The sequence below is a fragment of the Leptospira haakeii genome, from assembly GCF_002812045.1.
GTDB classification, from domain to species: Bacteria; Spirochaetota; Leptospiria; order Leptospirales; family Leptospiraceae; genus Leptospira_B; species Leptospira_B haakeii.
Genome location: NZ_NPEG01000003.1, coordinates 74,538 through 97,894, shown reverse-complemented (window position 1 = coordinate 97,894; position 23,357 = coordinate 74,538). Strand labels below are relative to the sequence as shown.

16 protein-coding genes are annotated in these 23,357 nt (G+C 39.8%); 5 read left to right on the top strand and 11 right to left on the bottom strand.

Features of this window, described 5'->3' with window-relative positions; translation table 11 throughout:
* Positions 1–19: 19 nt before the first annotated feature.
* Positions 20–1,060 (bottom strand): GGDEF domain-containing response regulator, encoded by a 1,041-nt coding sequence (locus CH377_RS08065; protein WP_100723322.1) that lies wholly within the window; start codon positions 1,058–1,060, stop codon positions 20–22.
* 178 nt (positions 1,061–1,238) lie between these two features.
* Between CH377_RS08065 and CH377_RS08060 the strand changes: the two genes are divergently transcribed.
* Positions 1,239–1,709, top strand: a complete 471-nt coding sequence (locus CH377_RS08060; protein WP_100723321.1) for a four-helix bundle copper-binding protein — start codon at positions 1,239–1,241, stop codon at positions 1,707–1,709.
* Here the strand turns inward: CH377_RS08060 and CH377_RS08055 are convergent.
* The 4 genes from CH377_RS08055 to CH377_RS08040 form a co-directional block, all read right to left on the bottom strand.
* Positions 1,706–3,133, bottom strand: coding sequence for a histidine kinase dimerization/phosphoacceptor domain -containing protein (locus CH377_RS08055; protein WP_100723320.1), 1,428 nt, complete (start codon positions 3,131–3,133; stop codon positions 1,706–1,708). The two genes, CH377_RS08060 and CH377_RS08055, sit on opposite strands and share 4 nt — an antisense overlap.
* On the bottom strand, positions 3,130–3,573 hold the full coding sequence (locus CH377_RS08050) for a response regulator (protein WP_100723319.1): 444 nt from the start codon (positions 3,571–3,573) through the stop codon (positions 3,130–3,132). The genes CH377_RS08055 and CH377_RS08050 overlap by 4 nt, the downstream gene beginning before the upstream one ends.
* Before the next feature lie 2 nt (positions 3,574–3,575).
* Positions 3,576–5,801 (bottom strand): PAS domain S-box protein, encoded by a 2,226-nt coding sequence (locus CH377_RS08045; RefSeq protein ID WP_100723318.1) that lies wholly within the window; start codon positions 5,799–5,801, stop codon positions 3,576–3,578.
* 123 nt (positions 5,802–5,924) lie between these two features.
* The gene (locus CH377_RS08040; RefSeq protein WP_100723317.1) at positions 5,925–6,380 is read right to left on the bottom strand and encodes a peptidylprolyl isomerase; all 456 of its coding nucleotides are present in this window, start codon (positions 6,378–6,380) and stop codon (positions 5,925–5,927) included.
* 216 nt (positions 6,381–6,596) lie between these two features.
* Between CH377_RS08040 and CH377_RS08035 the strand changes: the two genes are divergently transcribed.
* The 4 genes from CH377_RS08035 to CH377_RS08020 are packed head-to-tail and all read left to right on the top strand — an operon-like array spanning position 6,597 to position 14,973.
* Positions 6,597–9,254 (top strand): adenylate/guanylate cyclase domain-containing protein, encoded by a 2,658-nt coding sequence (locus CH377_RS08035; RefSeq protein WP_100723316.1) that lies wholly within the window; start codon positions 6,597–6,599, stop codon positions 9,252–9,254.
* Positions 9,238–11,352, top strand: a complete 2,115-nt coding sequence (locus CH377_RS08030; protein ID WP_100723315.1) for a FecR domain-containing protein — start codon at positions 9,238–9,240, stop codon at positions 11,350–11,352. The genes CH377_RS08035 and CH377_RS08030 overlap by 17 nt, the downstream gene beginning before the upstream one ends.
* Entirely contained in the window at positions 11,342–12,535 is a 1,194-nt protein-coding gene (locus tag CH377_RS08025; protein ID WP_100723314.1) for an LIC11435 family protein, read from the top strand. Before CH377_RS08030 ends, CH377_RS08025 begins: the two co-directional genes overlap by 11 nt.
* Positions 12,529–14,973, top strand: coding sequence for a hypothetical protein (locus tag CH377_RS08020; RefSeq protein ID WP_100723313.1), 2,445 nt, complete (start codon positions 12,529–12,531; stop codon positions 14,971–14,973). The genes CH377_RS08025 and CH377_RS08020 overlap by 7 nt, the downstream gene beginning before the upstream one ends.
* A gap of 32 nt (positions 14,974–15,005) precedes the next feature.
* Here CH377_RS08020 and CH377_RS08015 read toward each other — a convergent pair whose 3' ends face one another.
* The 6 genes from CH377_RS08015 to CH377_RS07990 form a co-directional block, all read right to left on the bottom strand.
* On the bottom strand, positions 15,006–15,695 hold the full coding sequence (locus CH377_RS08015; protein WP_100723312.1) for an Lcl domain-containing protein: 690 nt from the start codon (positions 15,693–15,695) through the stop codon (positions 15,006–15,008).
* Between the two features lie 193 nt (positions 15,696–15,888).
* Positions 15,889–17,751 (bottom strand): ABC-F family ATP-binding cassette domain-containing protein, encoded by a 1,863-nt coding sequence (locus CH377_RS08010; RefSeq protein WP_100723311.1) that lies wholly within the window; start codon positions 17,749–17,751, stop codon positions 15,889–15,891.
* A 48-nt stretch (positions 17,752–17,799) separates the two neighbouring features.
* Positions 17,800–20,031, bottom strand: coding sequence for a PAS domain S-box protein (locus CH377_RS08005; protein WP_100723310.1), 2,232 nt, complete (start codon positions 20,029–20,031; stop codon positions 17,800–17,802).
* 45 nt (positions 20,032–20,076) lie between these two features.
* Complete coding sequence (locus tag CH377_RS08000; protein WP_100723309.1) at positions 20,077–20,988, bottom strand: alpha/beta fold hydrolase; 912 nt, start codon at positions 20,986–20,988, stop codon at positions 20,077–20,079.
* A gap of 7 nt (positions 20,989–20,995) precedes the next feature.
* Positions 20,996–21,469 carry a cyclic nucleotide-binding domain-containing protein gene (locus tag CH377_RS07995; RefSeq protein WP_100723308.1) on the bottom strand — a complete coding sequence of 158 codons (474 nt, stop codon included), beginning with the start codon at positions 21,467–21,469 and terminating at the stop codon, positions 20,996–20,998.
* 49 nt (positions 21,470–21,518) lie between these two features.
* Positions 21,519–23,183, bottom strand: a complete 1,665-nt coding sequence (locus tag CH377_RS07990) for a sensor histidine kinase (protein WP_100723307.1) — start codon at positions 23,181–23,183, stop codon at positions 21,519–21,521.
* Between the last annotated feature and the right edge of the window lie 174 nt (positions 23,184–23,357).

Below are 23,357 nucleotides of genomic sequence, written 5' to 3'. Positions count from 1 at the left end.
TGAACCTAAGCCCAAGGGTTTAATCTTTGAAGACAGTGCTTCTATTTCTTCCTTCTTCTTTGGATTTATAGAGCGCCTTGTCTGCTTCTTCCAAAAACTTTTTGCTTTCTTTGTCTTTTCCGGACATACGAGTGCTGATCCCAATACTCACAGAAACAAATTCGGAAGTCTGGGAAGCTTCATGCGGTATCTTTAGTTCTTGGACACGTGTCCTGATATTCTCCGCCACGATCATTGCTTTCTCTGAATCGGTTTCAGGAAGAATGACTGCAAACTCTTCTCCGCCGTAACGAGCAGGAAAATCCCCCGCTCTTCTTGCAGTATTTTTTAAAACACCTGCAACCTGACGGATACATTCATCTCCAGCCTGGTGACCGTACGTATCATTATACTTCTTAAAAAAATCTATATCTAATAGAAGTAAAGAGATCGGCTTTTCGGAACGACATGCCCTCTTCCATTCCACTTCCAGGATCTCGTCAAAAAATCTTCTATTCCAAATTCCGGAAAGACCGTCTGTTCTAGAAACTCTAAGTAAAGTTTGATACGCTTCCGAAAGTTTGTCCGTAATTTCTTCTAGGTCTCTTTCCCTTTGTTTTCTCTGGAGCATCTCATGACGAAGTCTTAAAGTAGACCGAACCCTTGCTCTTAATTCATGAGCATCAAAAGGTTTTGTAACGTAATCGATTGCACCCAATTCAAAAGCGGATTCCAATGTTTGGGTATCATGGATTGCAGTTATGATAATAACAGGTAAATCTGAAAATTCTTCCTTAGAACTTAAGGTGCGAAGAATATCCAAACCGTTCATTCCTCCAGGAAGAAGAATGTCCAAAAGTAAAAGTGAAATATCTTTTTTGTTTTCCGGGTTTCCTTGTAGGCCTAACCATTCCAAGGCAGTTTCAGGTGATTGGGTCGAAATCACATCCCCATATCCTGCTTTTTTGAGAATCCTTTCTACAAGCTGGCAGTTTTCAGGTGCATCGTCCAGAATGAGAATTTTGTCCGATTCGCCAATCTCTGCGGATGATTCGCCTTTTTCTTTCGTTGGTCCGAACATTTTAACTGGTTTAATTCATCCGACGAGTCTTTTCAATTAGAGCTACTTAGCTGGAAGAATTTTCCAAACCTATTCTAAAAGTTCCGAAAAGAAAGCGGTTTTTTTTAAGGTTTTCAACCTATTTTCAGGCGACGAAAAGCGGATTCTGGAATAATTTAGAGCACCGAGGGAGGTTCCTTTGGAACAGAAAATATCTAGAAAACAAATCCTTGGCCTGGGTGCAACTACCATGGCTTTACTCGCAAGTTCCTCCGTTTTAGGACACGACCACGGAGATAAAAAAGTCTCCAAAAAGAAGAAGGCAGACAAAATTTCCGTGCCTGGTTCCGCGATCGAAGCCTCCTCTGCTTGTATTTTAAAAGGCAGAGTTTGTATCAATATGTGTGTGGACATGCTTGCGGAAGGTCATAAGGAAATGGCGGATTGCCTTAGATCAGTAGAAGAGACTGTGGCATTATGCGACGCATTCGTTGTATTGTCTTCTTTAGGCTCTGCTTCTACTAAAAAATTAGCATCTATCTGTTTGGAGTCTTGTGAAAGATGTGCAGCTCAATGTGATAAACACGCAGACCATCACGAAGAATGTAAAGCATGTGGCGAAGCTTGCAAATCTTGTATTTCCGAATTCAAAAAGTTACTAGCTGCTTAATACGAGAACTCTATTTGGAATCGGGTTCCTGGAGCCGAAGTATTGATATCCAATTTTGCCTTCAACTGTTTGGATAAGATCCGAATCAGTTGTAAACCTAAGGTTTCTCTGGCTTCAATTTGAGGATAATCCGGGATCCCCTTTCCATCGTCCCCCACTTCCAAATGAAATATCCCATTTCCCGATTTTGCTTTTATATAGAACTGGCCCTTTTTCTTTTCTGAATAAGCATACTTAATAGAATTTGTAGCGATCTCATTGATCATCATTCCGATTGGAAGTGCCTTTTCCACTGCCAAGCTTAAATTTCCTACATCAACTATCCTTCCGATTTCAGGACCGATCCCATACACATTCCAAAGATTATCTAATAATTTATCTACATAAGAACCTAAACCGATCTCTGCCAGATTTTTAGAATTATAAAGTTCGTTATGAACTAAAGACATCGAGTAGATCCTACTCTCAGTATCTCTAAGTTCTCGGGTCACTTCCTTATTCTTTGCATAATTCGCTTGGAGATTTAGAAGGCTTGCCATGATCTGTAGATTATTTTTTACCCTATGGTGGATTTCCTGCAGAAGCGCTTCCTTATCTCTCAATGATTGTATAAGATTATCCTCAGACTGTTTCCATTTGGTCATATCCACTAAAATCGCAAGGACCACTTCTTTTCCTTCCAACTGGAATCTATAAGAAGTAATCTCCATTAGGAGAGGAGTTCCTTCTTTGGATCTATGCACATGTGTTTCAGGAATATTTTTACCGTTATGAAGAGCCAAATATTGTCTACGCTCTCCGGAAGAAGTTCCAATGAATAGATCTGAAAATTTCATATGGAGTAGTTCTTCTCTATCATAACCGTAGATACGTTCAGTTTCTTGGTTTAGATCCAAAACAGTTTCACATTCGAAATTATACAAAACGATAGGATGAGGATTATGTTCGAATATAAGTCTATATCTTTTTTCATTCTCTTTGATCAGGAATGCCTGCTCTTCTAATTTGGACAACATGTCCTGTCTTTCTATCGCATACAGAATAGATCTAAAAAGAAGATGAGAATCGAATTTTCCTTTGATCAGATAGTCTTGGCCGCCCGATTGTAATGCTTCCATTGCAATAGTTTCATCCTGGGTCCCGGAACAGATGACAATTGGTATCTTAGGATTAGATTTTTTAATAGCTTCGAAACCATCCAAACCGAAACTATCAGGCAAGGTAAGGTCCAAAAGAATACAATCTATCTCTTCTCCCTCTTCCTTCAACACTTCTAAAGCATCAGCAACGGTAGGAGAATGTTTCAAACGTACCCCGGAAGGATCCGCTTCTTTTAAAAATATCTCGAACAAACGAGAATCATCCTCGTTGTCCTCCACTACTAAAATTTGTTTCACCCGGACGGATACTACTCTTGCATTCATTTTGGAGGCAACCTCGAAGTTTTGAACCAATAGATACGTAACGTATCCATCGCTTCCAAAAAATTATCGTATTCCACCGGTTTCTGTATATATGAGTTCGCGTGTAAATTGAAAGTGGCGATAATATCCCTTTCAGATCCGGAAGTAGTTAATACTACGACCGGGATCCTTTTGTACTCAGGATCCGATTTAAGTTCCTCTAAAACTTCTAATCCATTCTTTTTAGGAAGGTTCAGATCCAACAGGATCAGATCAGGGCGTCTTGCCCCTACAAATTCCCCCTCTCCTTTTACGAAGTCGATCGCTTCCTCTCCGTCTTTTGCTACGAATAATCTCTTTTCAGATTTAAGGTCGTTCAGAGCTTCTATAGTGAGACGAACATCCGCGGGATTGTCCTCTACTAGAAGAATATCAAAATATTGTTTAGAAGAAGCGCTCATAATTAAACCTCAGGCAGGGAGAAAAAGAACTCTGACCCTTTTCCGACGGAAGACTGGACCCAAATTTTGCCGCCATGATTTTCTACGATCTTTTTGCAGATGGATAGTCCGATCCCGGTTCCAGGATATTCAGATCTTGTATGCAATTTTTGGAATATGATAAAAATACGATCGAAGTATTTAGGGTCCATGCCTATCCCGTTATCGGCGACTGAAAACACGTTAGCGCCGGGAACATTTTTGACTTTGATCCGGATCTCAGGACTCCTAATTGGAGAGCGGAATTTGATCCCGTTGGAAATTAGATTACTGAATAAACGCCTTATCTGGTCTTGATCAGCATAAACCTCCGGAAAAGGACCTTCTAAAACCAGATTCGCCTTGTTTTCCTGGATTACGGAAGAAAGATCCTTTTTTATCTCATCCAAAATTAGATTTGTATCCCCTTTCGATTTTTTCACAGAATCGGAACCAACTCTGGAATAACTCAAAAGACTTTCGATTAAGCCCTGTTGCCTTTTTGCGGCTTCGACCGATACATGGATAAATTCTCTCATTTCAGGTTTTATTTCTTCTGAAAATTTTCTCTCTAATAATTGCAGATAACTTGCAATAGTCCTAAGCGGTTCTTGTAAATCGTGAGATGCTATATAGGCAAATTGTTCCAGTTCTTTATTCGTTTTTGCCAAACCATGAAGAGCTTCTTCCAAAGATCTTCTGGCCTCTATTTTTTCGGAAATATCCCGATTTACCATAATAAGGCCTGGGACCAGATAACCTTCTGCATTAATTTTTTTGAAATTACTTTCAATTGTGATCTTTCTTCCGGATCTTAAAGTATGGATCAATTCTCTTTTGGAAGCTCCTAAGGTTTTCCAATCTTCCATTGCAGATTTGTAATTTTCTTCGGAGATCCAATCCTCCTGAAATAGAGAAGAAAAATGTTCTCCCAAACATTCCCCTTCTTCTACCTCGTACATTTTTGCAGCATAACTATTATAATAAGTGATTTTCATATCACCATCTAAAGCGATAATTGCATCATTAACTTGTGAGATAACTTCCAAATTAAAACGATTCTCTCGAGTCATCTTGACTCTTTCAGAAACATCTATTGCAGAAACAAGAACAGACTCAGTTTCTTGGAATTGAATGGGGGACGAAACTATATCCAAATATACAATACTCCCGTCTTTTCGAAGATGTTTCATTTCCTGAAAAAAATTTGTACCGGATTTAAGTCCCTTAATCTTCTCCTTCATAAACTCTTTTTCTTCAGGAAGCCTGAGTTCTTCTGCGCTCATTTCTAAAAATTCTTTTTCGGAATATCCATAAGTTTGGATAGCAGTTTGGTTTACCGCCAAGAATTTAAGGGAAGATCTTTCAAAAACAAACATGATCTGCGGATTATTTCTGAATAAATTTCGATACTTCTCTTCATTTTTACGGATACGATTTTCATACTCTTTTCGATCCGAAATATCATAAACAATTCCTAATATTTCCTGGACACGACCGTTCTTACCTATTCTAGGATACATTCTAGTTTCCAAAAGAAGATCGTTTTGATTTGTATGATAGATACTCTCTTCTCCCTGAAGAGATTTAGAAAATGCTTCCATGACCTCAGGTCGATTTCCTGCCCTTTCAAAAATGGTTTTTCCCACCACGTCCTTAGGATTGATCTTTAATCTTTCTAATCCTTTTCCGTCTGCAAGTATGATCCTTCCTTCCGGAGAGATAGAAAATACAACGACCGGCAATACACCTATCAGTGTCTGAAAATCTACAGTACGTTTTTCTAATATGTCTTCTGCGATCTTGCGGTCCGTAATATCCAAAGAAACTCCTACGAGTCCTCTTACTTTACCGTCTTCCCCAATCGCTGGAGAGATCCTTACAGCAAAATGCCTTCCTAAAAAGACCGTCTCTGCGCTGACTTCTTTTCCAGAAAGTACTAACCTTAAAGCATCTGTTTGCTCCAGGCTACGAACGGTTCCATCTTCTTCCCTAAATTCCGCATTCCATTCATGTTGTATAAAGTTAGTCCCTATGAATGCGCTTGAATCCAGACCAAGCATGTCTAATGCTTTGCCTGAAGCGAAATTCATGAGTCCGGTTTCATCAGCGGAAAATAATACTATGGGAGAATTGGAGAGTATATAATCCAGTAAGGACTTTGGATTTCCTGGGCTTGGATCTGGAAGAATAGTAGAAGGAGAACCCATAAATAGATCCGCCCGGAATAGAAATTCCGGGCAGGGGTTTCTAATTATGGCGAAATATAGATATTTTCAAGCATATTTCGACTTTTTGTGGAGTTTGTGAAATTATATCCCATAAGGGATACGTTAGATGATCTCTATAGTCTCAATCACCACTGGCTGAAGAGGACGATCTCCTGGAGCAGTAGCAGTTTCGGAGATACTTTGAACTATGTCTTCTCCCTCACTCACATGACCAAAAACCGCGTGGCGATTGTCTAGATATAGATTATCTCTCACATTGATAAAAAACTGAGAGCCCCCTGTATTCGGGCCAGCGTTTGCCATAGAGATAGTATACTTTTTATTTTTAAGTTCCGGATGAAATTCATCTTGGATCTTATACCCTGGTCCACCAGTTCCGGTCCCTTGAGGGCAACCGCCTTGTATCATAAAATTTGCAATAATTCTGTGAAAGATCAGACCATTATAAAAGCCTTTTTGAGCCAATTGGATGAAATTCCCGGCAGTGATTGGTGCCTTCTCATCTTCCAATAAAACGGAGAAGGTTCCTCGGTTGGTAGTAAACTTAGCAGTTGCCATAAATATCCTCAAAAGTCCAAATTCTCAACAATGTCCGTATAATCAACCAAATAGGTATCCTATATTAGGAAGAACGCATTCGACTTGTTTTCAATATAGAATGCTGTTGTTCCGATAATTTAACGGAGGATTTCCAGAATCTACTTTCCGCTAGACGGATCGATTTTTTAGCTTTCTAAAAGAGAATTTTTATTCCGGAACTTCCTTAGGAACAAAATGCCATCATCTACAAAATACATTCCGTTCGGACCAAATGGTGCGGTCGCCTTCTGGGCGAGAGCAAAGGATAAGGTCCAAAACCAAGACGAGTTAAGAGCTTGGGCAGATCTAGGGATCAAAACTGTAGTCTGCGTATTCTCTGAAAAAGGTTCTTCATTAGTTACCGACTTGGAAGAAGTTTTACAAGCAGGAGAATGGAAACTATTCGCATTAGAAATTCCTCCTGGACCAGAAACAAATGAGTCGGTATTCCACTCTGCTTGGAAATTAATTTCAGCGGCAGCCAAATCTAATATCTTATTTTTAATCCCTGAAGAATTAGAAGAAAGATGGGAAGTGATACTTTCCAAAATGGTAATTTCTTCTTATCCGCATATCGCCTCAGGTGAGTTAGGTGCTTGGTTTCCAAGCTTACAAGGAGAAGCAGAGGCAACATTCTTAGGAGAATTTAAAACCTATGCTTCCCGCAAAAAAGCTCCTAAAGAAATTCCCGACTCTACTAGAGGAGAATTTTCTCTTTTTCTAAAGGAACTTCCTTTAGCAGTTTCCGGAATCGAGCTAGGAGTTTTCAAAAACGGCCATAAAGATTCCAACGGAAAGAAGAAGGTTCCGAAATTCCAAGAGGCAGAGAATTTCCGAACATTAGAAAGTAAGCCTGTTATTTCATTCGATACGGTATTCTCCGGAGAAAAGCAGGAAACTGAAACTGCGGAGGCTATTTCAGAACCACCAAAACCTCCAGTAGAAACAGAAAAGAAGAATATTCCAAAAAAAGAATCCACCCCTAACCCTTCCGCAGATATGGGGGACTTGGCAACCACAGCGAAATTCCCTCTTCAGCTAAAATTGATGGCGGTGATCTCTCTTTTACTCACTGTAACAGTCTCCACAGTCATTTTATATGCATCCAGCGAGTTCAAAAAGAATTACGAAGTCAGAGTATTAGAGACTAACTTTTCTTTGGTAAATATTTTAGGGATAAAAGTAAAATCCGACTTAAAAGATATTCGCGATAAAGGTAAAACTCTTACTGAAAAACTTTTGGATCCGAAAGGTCCAGGCGCTTACGCAGATCTATTCTTTAGGAACGAACCTGATTTCCTTTTAGCGGGGATTTATTCCGCAGAAGGAGATAAACTCAAAAAAAGAACGATTCTTTATAATGATTCCTATTTGGAAGGAATTTCTTCTAATCGAGAAGAATTGGATGCTGCGGTTTCGCAAAAGGAATCTTCTTTTTTAAAGACGACCCAATCAGGAGGCAGAATAGATAACCTAACTCCTAATTTTAAAGAGCCTACTTTTTCTATTTCTGTATACGATTCCCAAAGTAAGTCTATTTTACTTTATATTGTCAGAGCGGAGAGACTCCTATCCGTATTCCAAAAACAAGATATTAACGTTCCATTTTTGATCAATGGAGATGGGGATCTGATCGCACATTACGATCTTCAACTTCTGGCAGCCCAAACAAATTGGTCGGATCTTCCTATTTTTGAGACAATGCTTTCTTCCGTAAGAGAGGATAGCCAACAAACAAGATACGAAGATTCTACAAAGACCAAATATTACGGTTCTTACCAAAAATTAGGTTTTGGTGGAGCCGGAGTAATAGTATCTGTTCCAGAAGAAAAAGTTTTTGAAATGGTATATCGGATCCAGACCAAAAACCTTCTGATCATGGCGATCGCCCTCTGTATCGCACTTATCATCGTGTTCTTCTTAGCAAGAACCATTACCATTCCAGTATTAAAACTTCTAACAGCCACAGTAGAGATAGCGAAAGGAAATTTCAGGATCGGAATCAGGTCTTCCACAAGAGACGAGATCGGCGTTTTGACTGATTATTTCGTGAGTATGGGAAAAGGTCTGGAAGAAAGAGAAAAGGTAAAGGACGCGCTTGGACGTTTCGTAAACAAAGAGATCGCCGAAATGGTCCTGAACAAGGAACTCACTCTGGGAGGAGAAAGAAAGATGTGTGCCATCTTCTTCTCAGATATCCGTTCCTTCACTGCTATATCAGAAAAGCTGCAACCAGAAGAAGTAGTAGAATTCTTAAACGAGTATATGACCGAGATGGTTCGTTGTGTGAACGATACTCATGGGATTGTGGATAAGTTTATTGGAGATGCGATCATGGCAACTTGGGGAGCAGTTCGCACCTCGGAACAAGATGCTGAAAATGCAGTGAACGGCGCACTTTTAATGAGAGCTGCACTTCTTAAGTTCAACGAAGGAAGAGGTGGAGACAAAAAGCCGATCATCCGTATCGGTTGTGGTCTTAATTTCGGACCGGTGATCGCAGGTCAGATCGGTTCAGAAGAAAGATTAGAATATACTGTGATCGGTGACGCAGTGAACCTTGCTTCTCGCGTGGAAGCGCTAAACAAACCTTTTGGTACGGATATTTTAATCACTCAAGATCTACTAGAACATGTAAAAGATATTTTTGCGGTCGAAAAAATGCAATCTATCAAGGTGAAGGGAAAGGAAGAACCCCAAACCATTTACGCTGTCCTGGGAAGAAAAGACGATATGGATCGCCCGAGGGATCTAAATGATCTGAGAAGAAAACTCGGAATAGAATACGAATCTAAGAAAAAAACAAAAACAGGAGATGAAGAAGAGGAATTAAAGTATGAAATACTTGAATGACGGCAGAGTCGTCGTTACTGCTTTAGTTCTACTGCTGTTCTTTTTTTCGGGACTATTATATCTTTATGCCAATGCAGGCCCTAAGACTGGGACAAATAAGATAGTTGGCGAACTCAAAACAAAACAATTCAAAATATTAAGAAAACTTGATTCTGAGGTTATCTGGGAAGAACTAGATGAGTCCGACCCGATCAGATATAGGGACACAATCCGTACGGAAGAAGGTTCCGAAGCAGTATTACTTTTTACTGATGGGGAAAATTCTGCAGAGATCAGGATGGACGAAAGAAGTATGATCCTTGTGGAAGATACGGACAAGATCAGCTTCGTATCAGGTTCACTTTCCGCTACCGGTGGAGGTTCTGGTAATTTACAGATCAGCTCCGGAGATACTAAGATCTCTTTAGGAAGTTCGGATCTAAAAATTTCCAAAGACGATAAAAAGGGCCTAAACCTGGAAGTAAAACAAGGAGAAGCCAAAGTGGTCTCCTCATCCGGAGAAAATACTGTAGGTCAAAATCAGTCTGCCGATCTAAAAGATGGAAAAGTAGAAGTACATACATTAAATCTCGAAACTGTATCCCCTCCGGATAAAGCTTATATCCCTTTAGCAGCGGAAACTCTTCCTGTTAGATTCGAATGGAAAAATTCTCCAACAGTTAAAACTTTCAGGCTGGAAGTCGCCAAAGATTCCGGATTCAGAACAGGTTTAAAAAAATTGAATGCAGGAGGGACGAACGTTTCGGTTTCCCTTCCTAACGGTTCTTATTATTGGAGACTTGCAGGAAAAAATCCTGAGTCCGGCAAAGACGAATTCAGTTCTTCAAAAAACTTTAAATTAGTTTCTTGGAATAAACCTAGATTGGTCTCCCCTACTAATAAAGAAATATTCTCTTATACTGAAACCGCACCACCTATCCGTTTCCAATGGAATACGTTCGACTCTCAGACAAAATATAAACTGGAAGTTTCTTCAGACGCGAATTTTAAACAAATCGTATACAGCGGAGATTCCGCTGCGGGTTTCTTAAAATGGGAGCCTAAGGCCGAAGGCCAATTTTTTGCTCGTGTAAAAATGAATTCCGACAAACAAGGATTCACCGAATTAAGTTCGGATACAATTTCTTTTGTTTTGCGTAAATCTGAACAGGCCGAACCTCCTAAACTTCTAAAACCTTTAAATGGAGAAGAAATAGGAATTCGTATCTTCAAGGTTGGTTCCTTCTTCAGTTGGAGCTCCAACAAGGAATTCAAATCTTATTCCCTGGATATTGCAGCTGATTCCGATTTCAAAAATATATATTTCACCAAATCGACTAACTCCAATTTTATGAAACCAGATCTAGACTGGAAAGAAGGAGCATACTTCTGGAGAATTAAAGCAAACTCAAACTCTGATGAAGTAATTTCTTCTTCTGTTGGTAAGTTTACCTTAAAACCTCTGGGTTCCATCCGACTCTCCTTCCCTAAAGATGGATCCGAATTAGGTCATCCTGTGGACGGCAAATTACAATTCAGATGGGACAGACCAGATCCAAGCGGAACTTATAAATTAGAAGTTTCTAAAGATCCTAATTTTGCTTCTAAGATATTTGAAACATCTGTACGTTCGGGACAAAACTCTGTGCCACTTGCAGGCCCTGGTGACTATTATTGGAAAGTTACTCTCCTTTCTCCGGAGGGGGAAGTTTTGACTAGCAGTCCTTCTTCCGGATTTAAGACCTCAGACTCGGCACCTTTTGTCTCTCCTGTGTATCCTAGGGACAGAGACAAGATAGATCTGGATGAGAAAGCAAGTTTGTCTTTTTATTGGGAAATTGAAGGCAAATCTGAGGCGTACATTTTGGAACTTTTAGAGGCAGACCAAAAAACTCTAAAAACAGTATTTAAAAAGGAAATTAAGGGAGAATCCTTCGAGTATCGAGAGTTGTATAAGTTAAGGGAAGGAAAATACCAGTGGAGACTGAGTGCAAAATACAGGGACAGCTCCGGACAAATCCGCACCACCCTTCCTTTGACCAGGGATTTCGAAGTAATCATGTCCGCTACTTTCAAGGCACCGGAGATTTTGACTCCTAAGGAATTCTATGTTGAGTAAAAGATTCCAAAAATCTAATACGATTGTAGCCCTTTTAGTCGGATTCCTTCTGTCTTCTTTTCCAATTTTTGCAAAAGAAGAAGGTGTCAAACTAGAATGGAAACCTATTCCTGACGCCGGTGGTTACCAAGTAGAGATCAAAGACTCTCGTGGAAAGATCACCAGAGAGAAAACTAACACAACCCAGGTCCAAATCGAATTACCTCCAGGTGCTTACGAGCATAGGATAGGTGTATTGAATAAATATGGTAGAGTTTCTGTATTCTCCGCTTGGATCCCATTCGAGGTTATTCTTTCCCAAAAACCTGAAGTAGTCGCTGCCGAAAAGAATAAGTTCCTAACTAAGGACATGCCTGAAACTTTCGAGATTAAGGGTAAACATTTTACGGAAGCCACTAAAGTAATATTAAAAGATTCTAAAGGGAATGAAATCCCAGTTAAGTCCGTTGATATCAAAAATTCAGAAACTATGGTAGTAACCATAGACAAGAAGAAGTCTCCGGAAGGAGCAGTCTCTTTACGTTTGGAAAATCCGCGTAATAAGTCCACAGACAGGGAAAACTATTTCTTAGTAGCAGACACAGAAGATGAACTGGCCGCTTTAGATTCTAAAACCTCTTATTCCGGATCCGGATCTTCCGGACCTTCTATCTTTGATTTGGGAGCTGCCGCAAGATCCGCAGTCCTTCCTGGATGGGGACAGTATTACCAAAAGAAATCAACATTTAGGACCGCAATCTTTCCTAGTTTGATCATCGTTGCAGGCGGTTATGCAGCCGCAAAAGGGAATTCTTATTTAAATGCAACTCACGAATTGGATGCAGCAAGACAGAGTAATATTATGTATAACTCCGCATTCTTACAATCCGGGGACCCTGCACTATTCAGCCTTGCTTTATACAATTATACCCAAATCTCTCCTAAATATTCTCACGCTGTTGGAGAATATAACCAACTAGGAGTGGCATTAGGAGTATTAGGATTCTTTTATCTAATCAATGTGCTCGACGCAGGATTTTTCCCAGGACCTAAACAAGTAAAGATAGAAGGAACGAATACCCCTGTAACTGTCTCTCCACTCCTAAGAAATGCGAGGGAGTCAGATAGAGCAGCCACATTTGCTTCCGGAAATTCTTATCTTCTTCAACAAAGAATGGAATTAGGAGTGGAATTCACATGGTAACTCTCAAGAATTTTCTCCCAAAATTATATTCAGCTCTACTGATCATATTCACTTTGAGCACGATGGGCTGTTATACCCGTCCTAAAAAATCTGGCATTTTAGATTTTATGAATATATCTAATTTTGTGTCCTATTTAACAGGCTCTTCTTTTCCATTAAATGTGCAAGTAAATGGGCTTACTAACTCAGGCACTTTGGTGGTAGAATTAGCAAGTACCGGAGAACAACTTACATTCTCTGCGGCAGGAACGGATTCATTTACCGGATATTATGATCCGAATATCGTTTATACATTAAACATCATAACCCCACCCGCTACACTTCCTACACAGACCTGCATCATCAGTAACCCGAATCTCACTCTTACTTTTGCAAGCACAACTTTTGTGGTAAACTGTGCGGAAAACTGGTATAAGGCAAACGTCGCCGTTACAGGGATCGATAGCACAAATACTGTCGATTTAGAAGTTCTAAATAATGGAACAGAACTCAAAATGAGGAGTTCCAACGGAACCATTAGTTTTGATGTGGGAGATGGCCTTCCTTATGATATCACTATAGGTGCCGTTCCTACAGTACCTTCTACACATATCTGTCAGGTGGTTACTTCTCCAGCAAATGGAACTATTGCCGGTGCAGATGTAAATCTACAGATCAGCTGTTTGAGTCTGATGAAAACAAGTGTACCTGCAGCCGGTTCCTTCTTCCCTTCGACTAAGGCTATGAATTTTACATTCTCCGGTCCTGTAACCGGTTGTGTCTTGGATGCAACTGGAGGAGGTCCTCCTTATTCTGCGGGCACTGCAAGTGGAAGCCCAGGAATAACGTACGTTGGAAACACTGCAAGAGTTGCTCCTACTACCTTACCTTGGTCTTTTGGAGCATTGACCTTTCCTCTAAATGTAGTATTCATACTCACTGGATGTAAGGATGCTGTGGCTCTTGCGAATGGTGGAGCAACCATATCCTTAAATGTTAAAATGATGGACGGTGATGTTTACTTCATAAGCGATACTTCCGGTAACGATAGTAATAGTTGCGCAGACCCGAGTGACTCCTGCAAGACAATCCAAACAGGGGTCAATCAATGTACTTCTGCAAGCGTTTGTACTGTATTTGTAGAAGGTGGAGATTATTTCATTATAGGAACTACTTCTCCAATCACGCTCAATTCTTCAGGTGGGGTCCGACTTCTGGGAAGTTTTGATTCTTCATTTTCTACTCAGGATTTGACGGGAACTCCAACACGGATTTTTGATAATCGAAATATAGTACAATGCCCTGGAACAGTTTTAAGTTCGAATGAATGTGCTCCGATCACAATTACAGCATCCGGAATGGCTGGTGATGTTACCAAAACTCATGTAGTCCAAGGATTTAGTATATTTGCCGACGAAACGAAACAAAATGCTTTTGGTATTCGGATCCTCAATGGAGATGCAAATAGTTATATAAATATATATGCAAATTATATTTCCGGAGGGCAAGGAGGACTAGGAGTCGAGAATGCTGCTGGAACAAGGGGTGGAATCTACCTTCTTTCCTCTCCATCGAATAATCAAATAGATACAAATGTGATCAAAGGCGGCTTCGGCGCACTAAACTCTTCTGCAGTGTATAGTTATAATTCCAATGTTTATTTACTTCGAAATAGAATCAGCGGAGACAAAGCTGTAAACGATTCCCACTCAGTGTTACTTGTGAATTTTATAGATAGATTAGTAGCAATTGTAAATAATACGATGAATTTCCGTCAATATACGGACGGCTCTGTGACTTCTCAGTTTACTTATGGGATTCGTAATGAAGAAAGTACTGCTCTAATTAAGCATTATATCGCTGGAAACACAATTTATTCCGGAGGAGCTACCTCAGGTTCAAATTACGGAATATATATGATGGGAGTTGCTACAAATGCACAAATGGCGAATAATATCATCCAGGCTCCAGGAACTAATGGAGTATGTGCACAATTCGCGACTGATCCGAATCCAACTACTGCAATGTTTCGAGGAAATAATCTTGATTGTAGTGCCGGTACGTTAGTACGTTCCGGCAGCACCGTTTATGGTATGCTCTGCTCAGGAGTATTTACGAATACTGCCTTATGTGCATTGGCACTTCTCAGCGATAAATTCCTGAACAACGGCCTTTCTACGGCCAGATCGGATCAAAACTTTACTGATACACCATTATTTAATGGATTCCCGCCACTTCAACCTTGGTTGTCTTTGAACACAGCTAATGGAGGTCCATGTAATATCGCCTTCGGTGGAGTGGAGACTTCAACGTATTTGAATAGTTTTGATCCAATTTATAAAGTGGATGCGGTTATAGCCGCTCCAGTAACTAGAACAACATCCTCAGGTGGAACTACTCCGACAGGCTCAGCAGGTTATTCTATTGGAGCGTTCGAGATAGATACAAGCTGCTTCTAAATTACAAAATTAGGAATTTAGCAAGAAATAAACTATAGTTTAGCTATGCAAATCAAGCTAGCTACATTATTCGCAGTTTTTGCCGCAGCAACAAAACGATCTGTTGAACTTGTATATGTATGAACAATCCCGTCAGCAGTTTGGGTAGAAGTCCAAACGACGCTAAGTCTTTTTAAAGATTCTTTCGTTCCGAATGGAGTTAAAGAAAATGGGTTTGATGTAGTATATAAAGTGTCCAACTGGATCGCATCCGGCAAGATCCAATCTGAATGCCCTGCAAAAGTCAAACTCTCACAAAAAGCAACCGCTTGCGATTGTGTAATATTTCTATCTGCCGTTACTACCGATCCTGCATTACAATTCGAAGAAATATAATCATATAATTGGATTGGAGAAGCATTGAAGGCAGTGCAAAGAGTCCAGAGAAAATGGTTCTGATTATCTGTTACTGTTCCATCATCATTATCCACTAAAGAAGCTGATCCACAATTATTACCACCTGCGGCAGTTATAAAATCCGAACTACTAGCAAGAACTGCAGGTACTGCGCTATAGTTAGAATAAGGAACCGGATTCGCAACCGTCTGACCGCAATGAAATGAATTGCTCGGTCCTCCTGCTCCCAATAACAGTAATAAGCCGCTTAGATCATCTTGTTTCGGACCTGCACAATTGAAAAAAGAGATAAAGGAAACTAGAAGTATTGCATATAGATGTTTCATAATCAGGAAGATGACTTTAGGTAAATTAAAGTCAAGCATCGAGCGACACTAAGGAACAAAAATCATAGAATTAAGAGTAATTATTTGTGAAAACTAATCACTTTGGATTAGTTCGTTTAACACTGTTTAATGCGGGTATAAGATTTACATGACCATTACAGAAGGATCGGTGTTTTATAGATTAGAGCAAATTCTATTCTTTAGATGCTAGTTCTTCCCATTCAGTGACCTTCTTCTGTAATTCATCCTGCAATTGGGTTAAACGTTCTCCCGATTTTCTGGAAAGTTCAGGATCAGACGATTGTAGGTTTTGAACCAACTCCTTCTCTTCCGTTTCGAGAGTGAGTATCTCCTTTTCTAGGATCTCCAGTTTTCTTTTGTCTTGGTAACTTAGGCCCTTCTTCTTATTCTCTGCCGGTTTTTCAGTTGGTTTAGAAGAGCTGGCTTTGGTTTCCTTTTCTTCGTATTCTCTGTATTCCAGATATTCCGAATAGTTACCTGGGAATCTATCGATCGTCCCTTCTCCTTTGAACACGAATAAATAATCTGTGACTCGGTCCATGAAGTAACGATCGTGAGAAACCACAAGCACCACCCCTGGAAAATCGTCCAAAAATTCCTCAAGCACTGAAAGTGTCGGAATATCCAGATCGTTTGTGGGCTCATCCAAAACCAAGAAGTTCGGATTTCTCATGAGAAGAAGAATTAGATAAAGACGTTTTTTCTCTCCACCGGAAAGTCTTTCGATCTTGGTCTGTTGTAATTGAGGGGGGAACAAAAACCTTTCTAAAAACTGAGAAGCTGTCCAAGAAGATCCATCATTCATTTTGATCGTGGGAGCGATCTCTTCTTTAACATAATCTATTACTTTTTTAGGACCAGGAAGTTCTTTTCCAAGCTGATCGAAATATCCGAAACTTGTATTGAGACCTGCTGCAACATCTCCTGAATCTGTTTTTTCTCTTCCTGTAATTAAATTCAGAAGTGTGGTTTTTCCTGCCCCATTAGGGCCCACGACCCCAATCCTTTCATTTCCTTTAAATACATAGGAGAATCCAGAGATGAGTTCCATCTTTGTATAAGATTTTTTAATATTCTTTAATTCTAATATTTTTCCGCCAAGCCTTCTTCCAGAAACGGAAATATCCAGGACGATATCCTTGCCTGCCTTCTTCCTTTCCATTACTTCAATTGCACGATCTGTTCTGGCTTTTTGTTTTGTTCCTCTTGCTTTCGGTTGGCGTTTAAGCCATTCAAGCTCTGTTCTAAGAAAGGATTTTCGTTTTGCTTCTTCCTTTTCTTCTATTACCTGCATCTCCACTTTTTTTTCCAGATACAGATCATAATTTCCGGGATAAACTCTGAAGCTTCCCCTATCTATTTCTAAAATACGATTAGCGATCTCTTCCAAAAAATATCGGTCATGAGTAACGAGTAAAACTGCTTTGTCTGTATTTTTTAAGAAGTCCTGGAGCCAAAGGATTGCATCTATATCCAGGTGGTTAGTAGGCTCATCTAATACCAAAAAATTAGATTCATCAGTTAATGCTTGGGCAAGAGAAACTTTTTTGGCCATTCCTCCGGAGAGTTCTCCCATTTTTCTGGAAAGATCGGGTATATTCAGTTCTCTTAATATATTTTTGAGTTTGGACTCCAGTTCCCAGGCTTGTTTGGAATCCATTTCTTCCATTGCAAGATGGTATTCTTTTTCGGCTTCTTCTCCGCCTTTTTCCAATTCGATACACGCTTTTTCGTATCTTCTGACCGTATCTAAAAGAATTCCTGAACCTGAAAGTATATGTTCTAATACAGTTTTATCCGGATCGAACTCAGGAAATTGGGATAAAAATGAAATTTTGAGTTCTCTGTTTCGGACTACTTTGCCTGTATCAGGCTCTTCTATTCCGAGTAATATCCTGAGTAAGGTGGATTTTCCCGACCCGTTGATCCCGAGTAGTCCTGTTTTTTCTCCCTCGTCTATTCCAAAACTCAAACCTTGGAAGAGTTGTTTTTCGCCGATGGATTTACCGACCTTATCTATGGAGATTAGATTCATCGCTTCCAGCCTTTTTGAAACCAGATGAGAAGCAATTCTTTTAAGAGTCTATTTAGGGATTGGAAGTTCTATTTTGTATCTGGTTCCTATTTCTACTGTTTCTAGTCCCCATTTTGCTTTAAGCTTATCCAATAACATTCCTACCAATTGTAATCCCAGTCCTTCCGAATTTCTAACATCCACTTTTTTAGGAAGCCCTACTCCATTATCTCCTATTGAAATCGAAAGCCCGTCTTCCTTTTTGGAAATGGAGATAAATATTTCCCCATTTTGGTTTCCGGGGAATGCATATTTTAAGGAATTTGAAACTAGTTCATTGAATACTAATGCAAGTGGAATCGCAAAATCCAAATTTAAACGTATATCCTGGGATTCTATAGAATAACCTACTCTCTTGTTTGCACCGAACGATTGAACAAGTGCTACGAGTAAATTGTTTAGATATTCAGTGAAGTCCGCATCCGCGATCGTATCATTCTGATAAAGCTCCTTATGAACAAGAGCCATGGACTGGATCCTTCTTTCACATTCTTTCAGAATTGAAACTAGTTTTGGATCATCAGTAAAATCGGTCTGCAAACTTAAGAGACTGGAGACCACCTGTAGATTATTTTTAACCCTATGATGGATCTCCTTCAGCATCACTTCTTTTTCGTCCAAGGATTTTCGTAAGGTTTCTTCGTATTGGTATCTATCAGTTACATCTCGGATAATCTGAGTAGCACCTATCATATTATGACTTTCGTCTCTGATAGAACTGTAGTTAATCTCAAGCACGATGGAATCTTTGACTAAGCCTGAAATTTTTCTCTCCATTTTAAAAACTTCACCAGTTAGGGCCCTACTCCAATTTCGGATAATCCTTTCTCTTTCTTCCGGATTATCGATTGCGATGTCCCATATCCTTTGGCCAACTGTGATCCTTTTTCCGTATAATTTCCAAACCATAAGTTCGAATGCAGTATTGCAGGAGATAACTCTTAAATCCATATCCACAGCACAGATAGAATCTTTCACACCTTCTATAATTGCCTGCAATCTATCGTTTGTCTGGAGGATCTTTTTTCTGAGTTCTCCTAATTCAAGCTCTGCCTTTTTTCTTTCAGTGATATCTCTGACAATCACCTGCATTAATTTTTGGCCTCTTTGCTCGAATGCTATTCCGGAAACTTCTACGGAGATCTCAGTTCCATCTTTACGAATGAATTTTTCCTCTATCGGTTCCAATGGCTCCGATTTAAGCATCGACCTAAGAACTCTCTCTGCCACGACCTGTCTAGACTCAGGATGTATAAATTCTACGATTGGTCTTCCTTCCACCTCTTCCAAGGTCTCATAACCGAGCATCTTAAGACCGGTTTGGTTTATATAGATTACTTTTCCATCAGCATGAAGACCAATTGCGTCCGGAGATACTTCTACTAATTTTCTATATTTTTCTTCGCTAGCAAGTAGAGCTGTTTCCCATACTGTTCTGAGAGTTACGTCTTTTAAGAATATTACGACTTCTTTAATTGTCCCTTCTTTAGATAAGGGGGCAAAAGAAGTTTCCAGTTCTGAATTTGGCTGGACCGGAAAAAGTTTGGAGAAATGCCATTTAACCTTTGCTCCGGAGAATGCCTTATTCAATTGTGCCTGGAAAATTTCCTTATGGGTTTCAGAGATCAAGGATAAGATCTTTGAGTCAGGAAGTAATTCTATTCCGAATTGCCTTCTTACCTCAGATCTTCCGGAAGAATTTACGTATTGTATTTTCCCTGCTTGGTTTACCCGGATCACCCATTCTTCCGTACTATCCAAGAGGATATTCGTGTAGGAAAGCTGGTCTTGCAGAACTATTTCACTTTTTCTTAATGGAGTTAGATCCTGGACGGAACCATAGATTTGAGCTACTCTTTTTTTGACAGGGTCCCAAATCGGATGAGCATGGTCTCTCAACCATCTAATCTGACCATCAGGACCATAAACCCTATATTCGTCCGATCTAGGGGAACCGGATAATAAGGCCCGCGTCCTTTGTTTAATTAGGTCCTGGTCGTCAGGATGAAAGTATTTTGGATCCGCTGCGGGCCAAGGATTGCTAAGATCATCTAGACTGATACCGCAAAATTTTAGAAACCCTTCGTTTGCCCAGCTTAATATTAAATTTCCATCATCAAGTATATCTACTCGATATAGATAATCATTAAACACTTCGGGCGCGAGGGCGCGGATCTCTTTTTCTATTTTTTTCCGAAGATTCCGATTTTGAAACCATTTTAGAAGTTTGGCAAGAGCCATCGCAACTCCAAACAACTCCTAAGAAAAACGAAGTTTTCTTGGAAATTACTTCACTAAAAATTCTTTGTAAGTATTCGCTACTTCTTCAGGTCTTTCCAGCATAGGAACATGGCCCATATCTTTCAAGATCACCTTTTTAGATCGCTTGATACCCGTCTCCAATACCTGGGCTCCGGAGACACTCAATACTCTATCAGTATCTCCCCAAAGAATTAGAGTTCTCGCCTGGATCTTATTCATATTTTCCTGCAAAGGAAATCCTGTAGATCGGATCTGCTTGAATATGTATTTATTAAATTCAGAATTTTTGATCGCTTTTTCTGCGAAATAAGAAGCTAAAAAAGAAGGAATTGGAGGAGGAGTTACAAAAATGAATTTCATTAATTCTTGAAATTCTTCTGCATTAGTCGCTACTAAATTATTCTTTCCTTTCTCCAAATTTTTGGACAACTCACTTTTTTCGGGGCTATTCACACCGGAGGGAGCGAACAATCCTAAAGATAATATCTTTTGAGGATACGTTGCCGCATACACTCCGGAGATCGCACCTCCCATAGAGTTTCCCACGATGTGGAATTTTTCCCAGCCAAGTTTGGTAACAAACTCATCTAATCGTTTTACTTGCTGAGCTATATTATAATCCTGGTCCGCAATTCTTTCATTTTCCCCAAAACCAGGAAGATCCACTGCTACTACAGTGTAAGAAGGTGTAAGCCATTTGGAGAATCGAGTCCAATTGTCTTTATCTCCCCCGAATCCGTGGACCATCAGGATTTTTTCGCTACCTTGTCCACCTTCTAAATATACCCAGTTCCAAGGTTCTAACTTGGTTTGTTTTTTTTCGAGGCCTGCTTTCCATCTTTCATAACCGATACCGGTTTTGACTAGGGTCTCGGAACAATATGTAAGCCCGAATAAGATTAGTAAAAGGTAGATTGGGAAAAATTTGCGGTTCATAGTTAGATCACGAATAACGTTTCTTTAATTCTCTAGCGTAAGCCAAGTCATGAGTCAGAAGTCTCATTCTTTTTACCAAATAAGTGGTGATTCCTTTATAAAACTTAAGAGCGAGTTCCTTATCTGAATCCAGGATATGTTGTAGATGGTCGAAAGGAATTTCCAAAAGTTCGCAACGTTCCATTGCTTCCACTGTTCCGGCTCTTTTTCCCTGATCTAAAAACGGGAATTCCCCGAAATGATCACCGGTCGCGATCGTAGTTACGTTTACATCGTCCCCTTTTTCAGTAGAGGTCAAAATTTTCAGAGTTCCGTACATTACCACATAGAACGCTTTTGCATCGTTCCCTTCTTGGTAAACCGCGTCCCCTTGTTCAAGCACCTTGTATTTTGTCTTCTCCGCTATTTTAGCCAATTCATCCATAGAGAAGCTGGAAAATAAATAAATCTGGTGTAGGATTTCTTCTGTAGTGTGTTGCATGTGTTCCTTACCAAAGACCGAGTATTGAGCCTAGAAAAAAACCATCAAGCTACTTTCCTGGATTCCGGTCCGGAATTCTAAGACGAAAAACAACTCCATTTTCCGAAGTAAATTCTGAGTTTGCCTTAAGCTGCCTGGACAAGATCTCTATGAGCTGGATGCCTATGGTCCCGGAGGCATTTTGATTTTCTTTTTTGAAACCCACCCCGTCGTCTGAGTATGAGAAGACGATATTCTGATCTTCTTTAAAGATCTTAACTTGTATTTTCCCGGAACGATCTTCCGGAAATGCGTATTTTAAGGAGTTGGTGAGAAGTTCATTCAAGATCAGTCCAAGAGGTATCGCTCTTTCAATGCTCACTTCCAAAGAGCTCAGATCCAGCTGTAGTTGGATACGAGGAACTCCTCCATAGGCTCTGATCAGATTGGAAGAAACAGTGGTAAAATAATTTTCCAAGTCCACCGCTGCAAAGTTTTCGGACCTGTATAATTCTGCGTGAACGAATCCCATAGACTTGACCCGGTTCTCACATTCTTGCAGGATCCGTTTTAGGTTCGGATCTTCCGTATTCTCATATTGGAGACCCAAAAGACTTGAAATTACCTGCAGATTATTTTTAACCCTGTGATGGATCTCTTGGAGCATTGATTCTTTTTCTTTTAATGACTTTTCCAAAGTTCTCGTCATAGAGTTTCTTTCAGTCACATCTCTCACGATCCCCATATAACGAGATTCATCTATACGGACTGCATTTACATCTGCTTCTATAATTTTACCTGATTTACTTTTGAATCTTCTGTTTAAGATTACAGGTTTACCTATTTCTAATGCAGGAATCCTGCGCATAGAGTCTTCAAAACTATCTTCATCTAAAATATTCTTTAATGAGAATGTTTGGAGCTCTTCTTTGCTGTAGCCCAAGAGTTCACACATTCTTCTATTCACTTCAAAAATTTTAGTTTCAAAATTTGTAATGATGATTGAATCGGACGCATTCTCCACCAAGGAACGATTCTTCCTTTCACTTTCTTCTAATAAAGAGATCGCTTTCACTCTTGCGGTAACATCATATAAAATAGAGAATAATACTCTTTTTCCTCCGAACTGAAGCGGCCCGCTATAAACTTCCATATCACGGACTTCCCCGCTTTTTAATCTATGCCTAAATCGAAAATATTGCCTGGATTCTAATGCTGCTTGTCTCATCTCATCGAAAATTTCTTCTCTCGTGAGTGTATTGATATCAGTAACTTTTAACTTTAAAAGTTCCTCTTGGCTGTATCCATAAAACTGACTAGCAGCTTGGTTCGCGTATAAAATATCGCCAGAGTCAGGATCTAAGATCCATTTGATCGCCTGGTTGGTCTCAAAAATTTGTCGGAATGGTCTGTCACTGGATAAAAATTCTTTCCAAAAAGAATTTTCAAGAGAAGAAGCGGAATCTTCTTCCATCGGTTCCATCTTGATCCAAAACATCCCATGAGTAAGAGACCAACTTGCAAGTAGTCCTGTACTTCCTGGGAATGAGAGAGGACTTTTTCCAGGCTGCCAAGAAAGTAAAGCACTGCCGCTTTCTCCTTGGATCTTCTCTGTTCCATCTAAAAAATGGGAGAGAGGATTTTGTCTCCAGGAATCCAGAGGAAGATTGGTCTCAACGATCAATCCGGAAGGATCCATTAAAATACACCAATATGGAAAGAATGAGGATTTCATTTCAAATACTTGGGAGCTCCCATTTCCGAGTTTTATTCGACTCTGAAAAATCTTTTTTCAAAACCGTCGGGAAAGATCCGAAAAACGGACGGAAAAATAACTTGCAGTGCACTGGGTCGAAAAGGACTTTGCAATAGAACCGAATAGTATAGCGCACGCTACAGGAATTGAAAA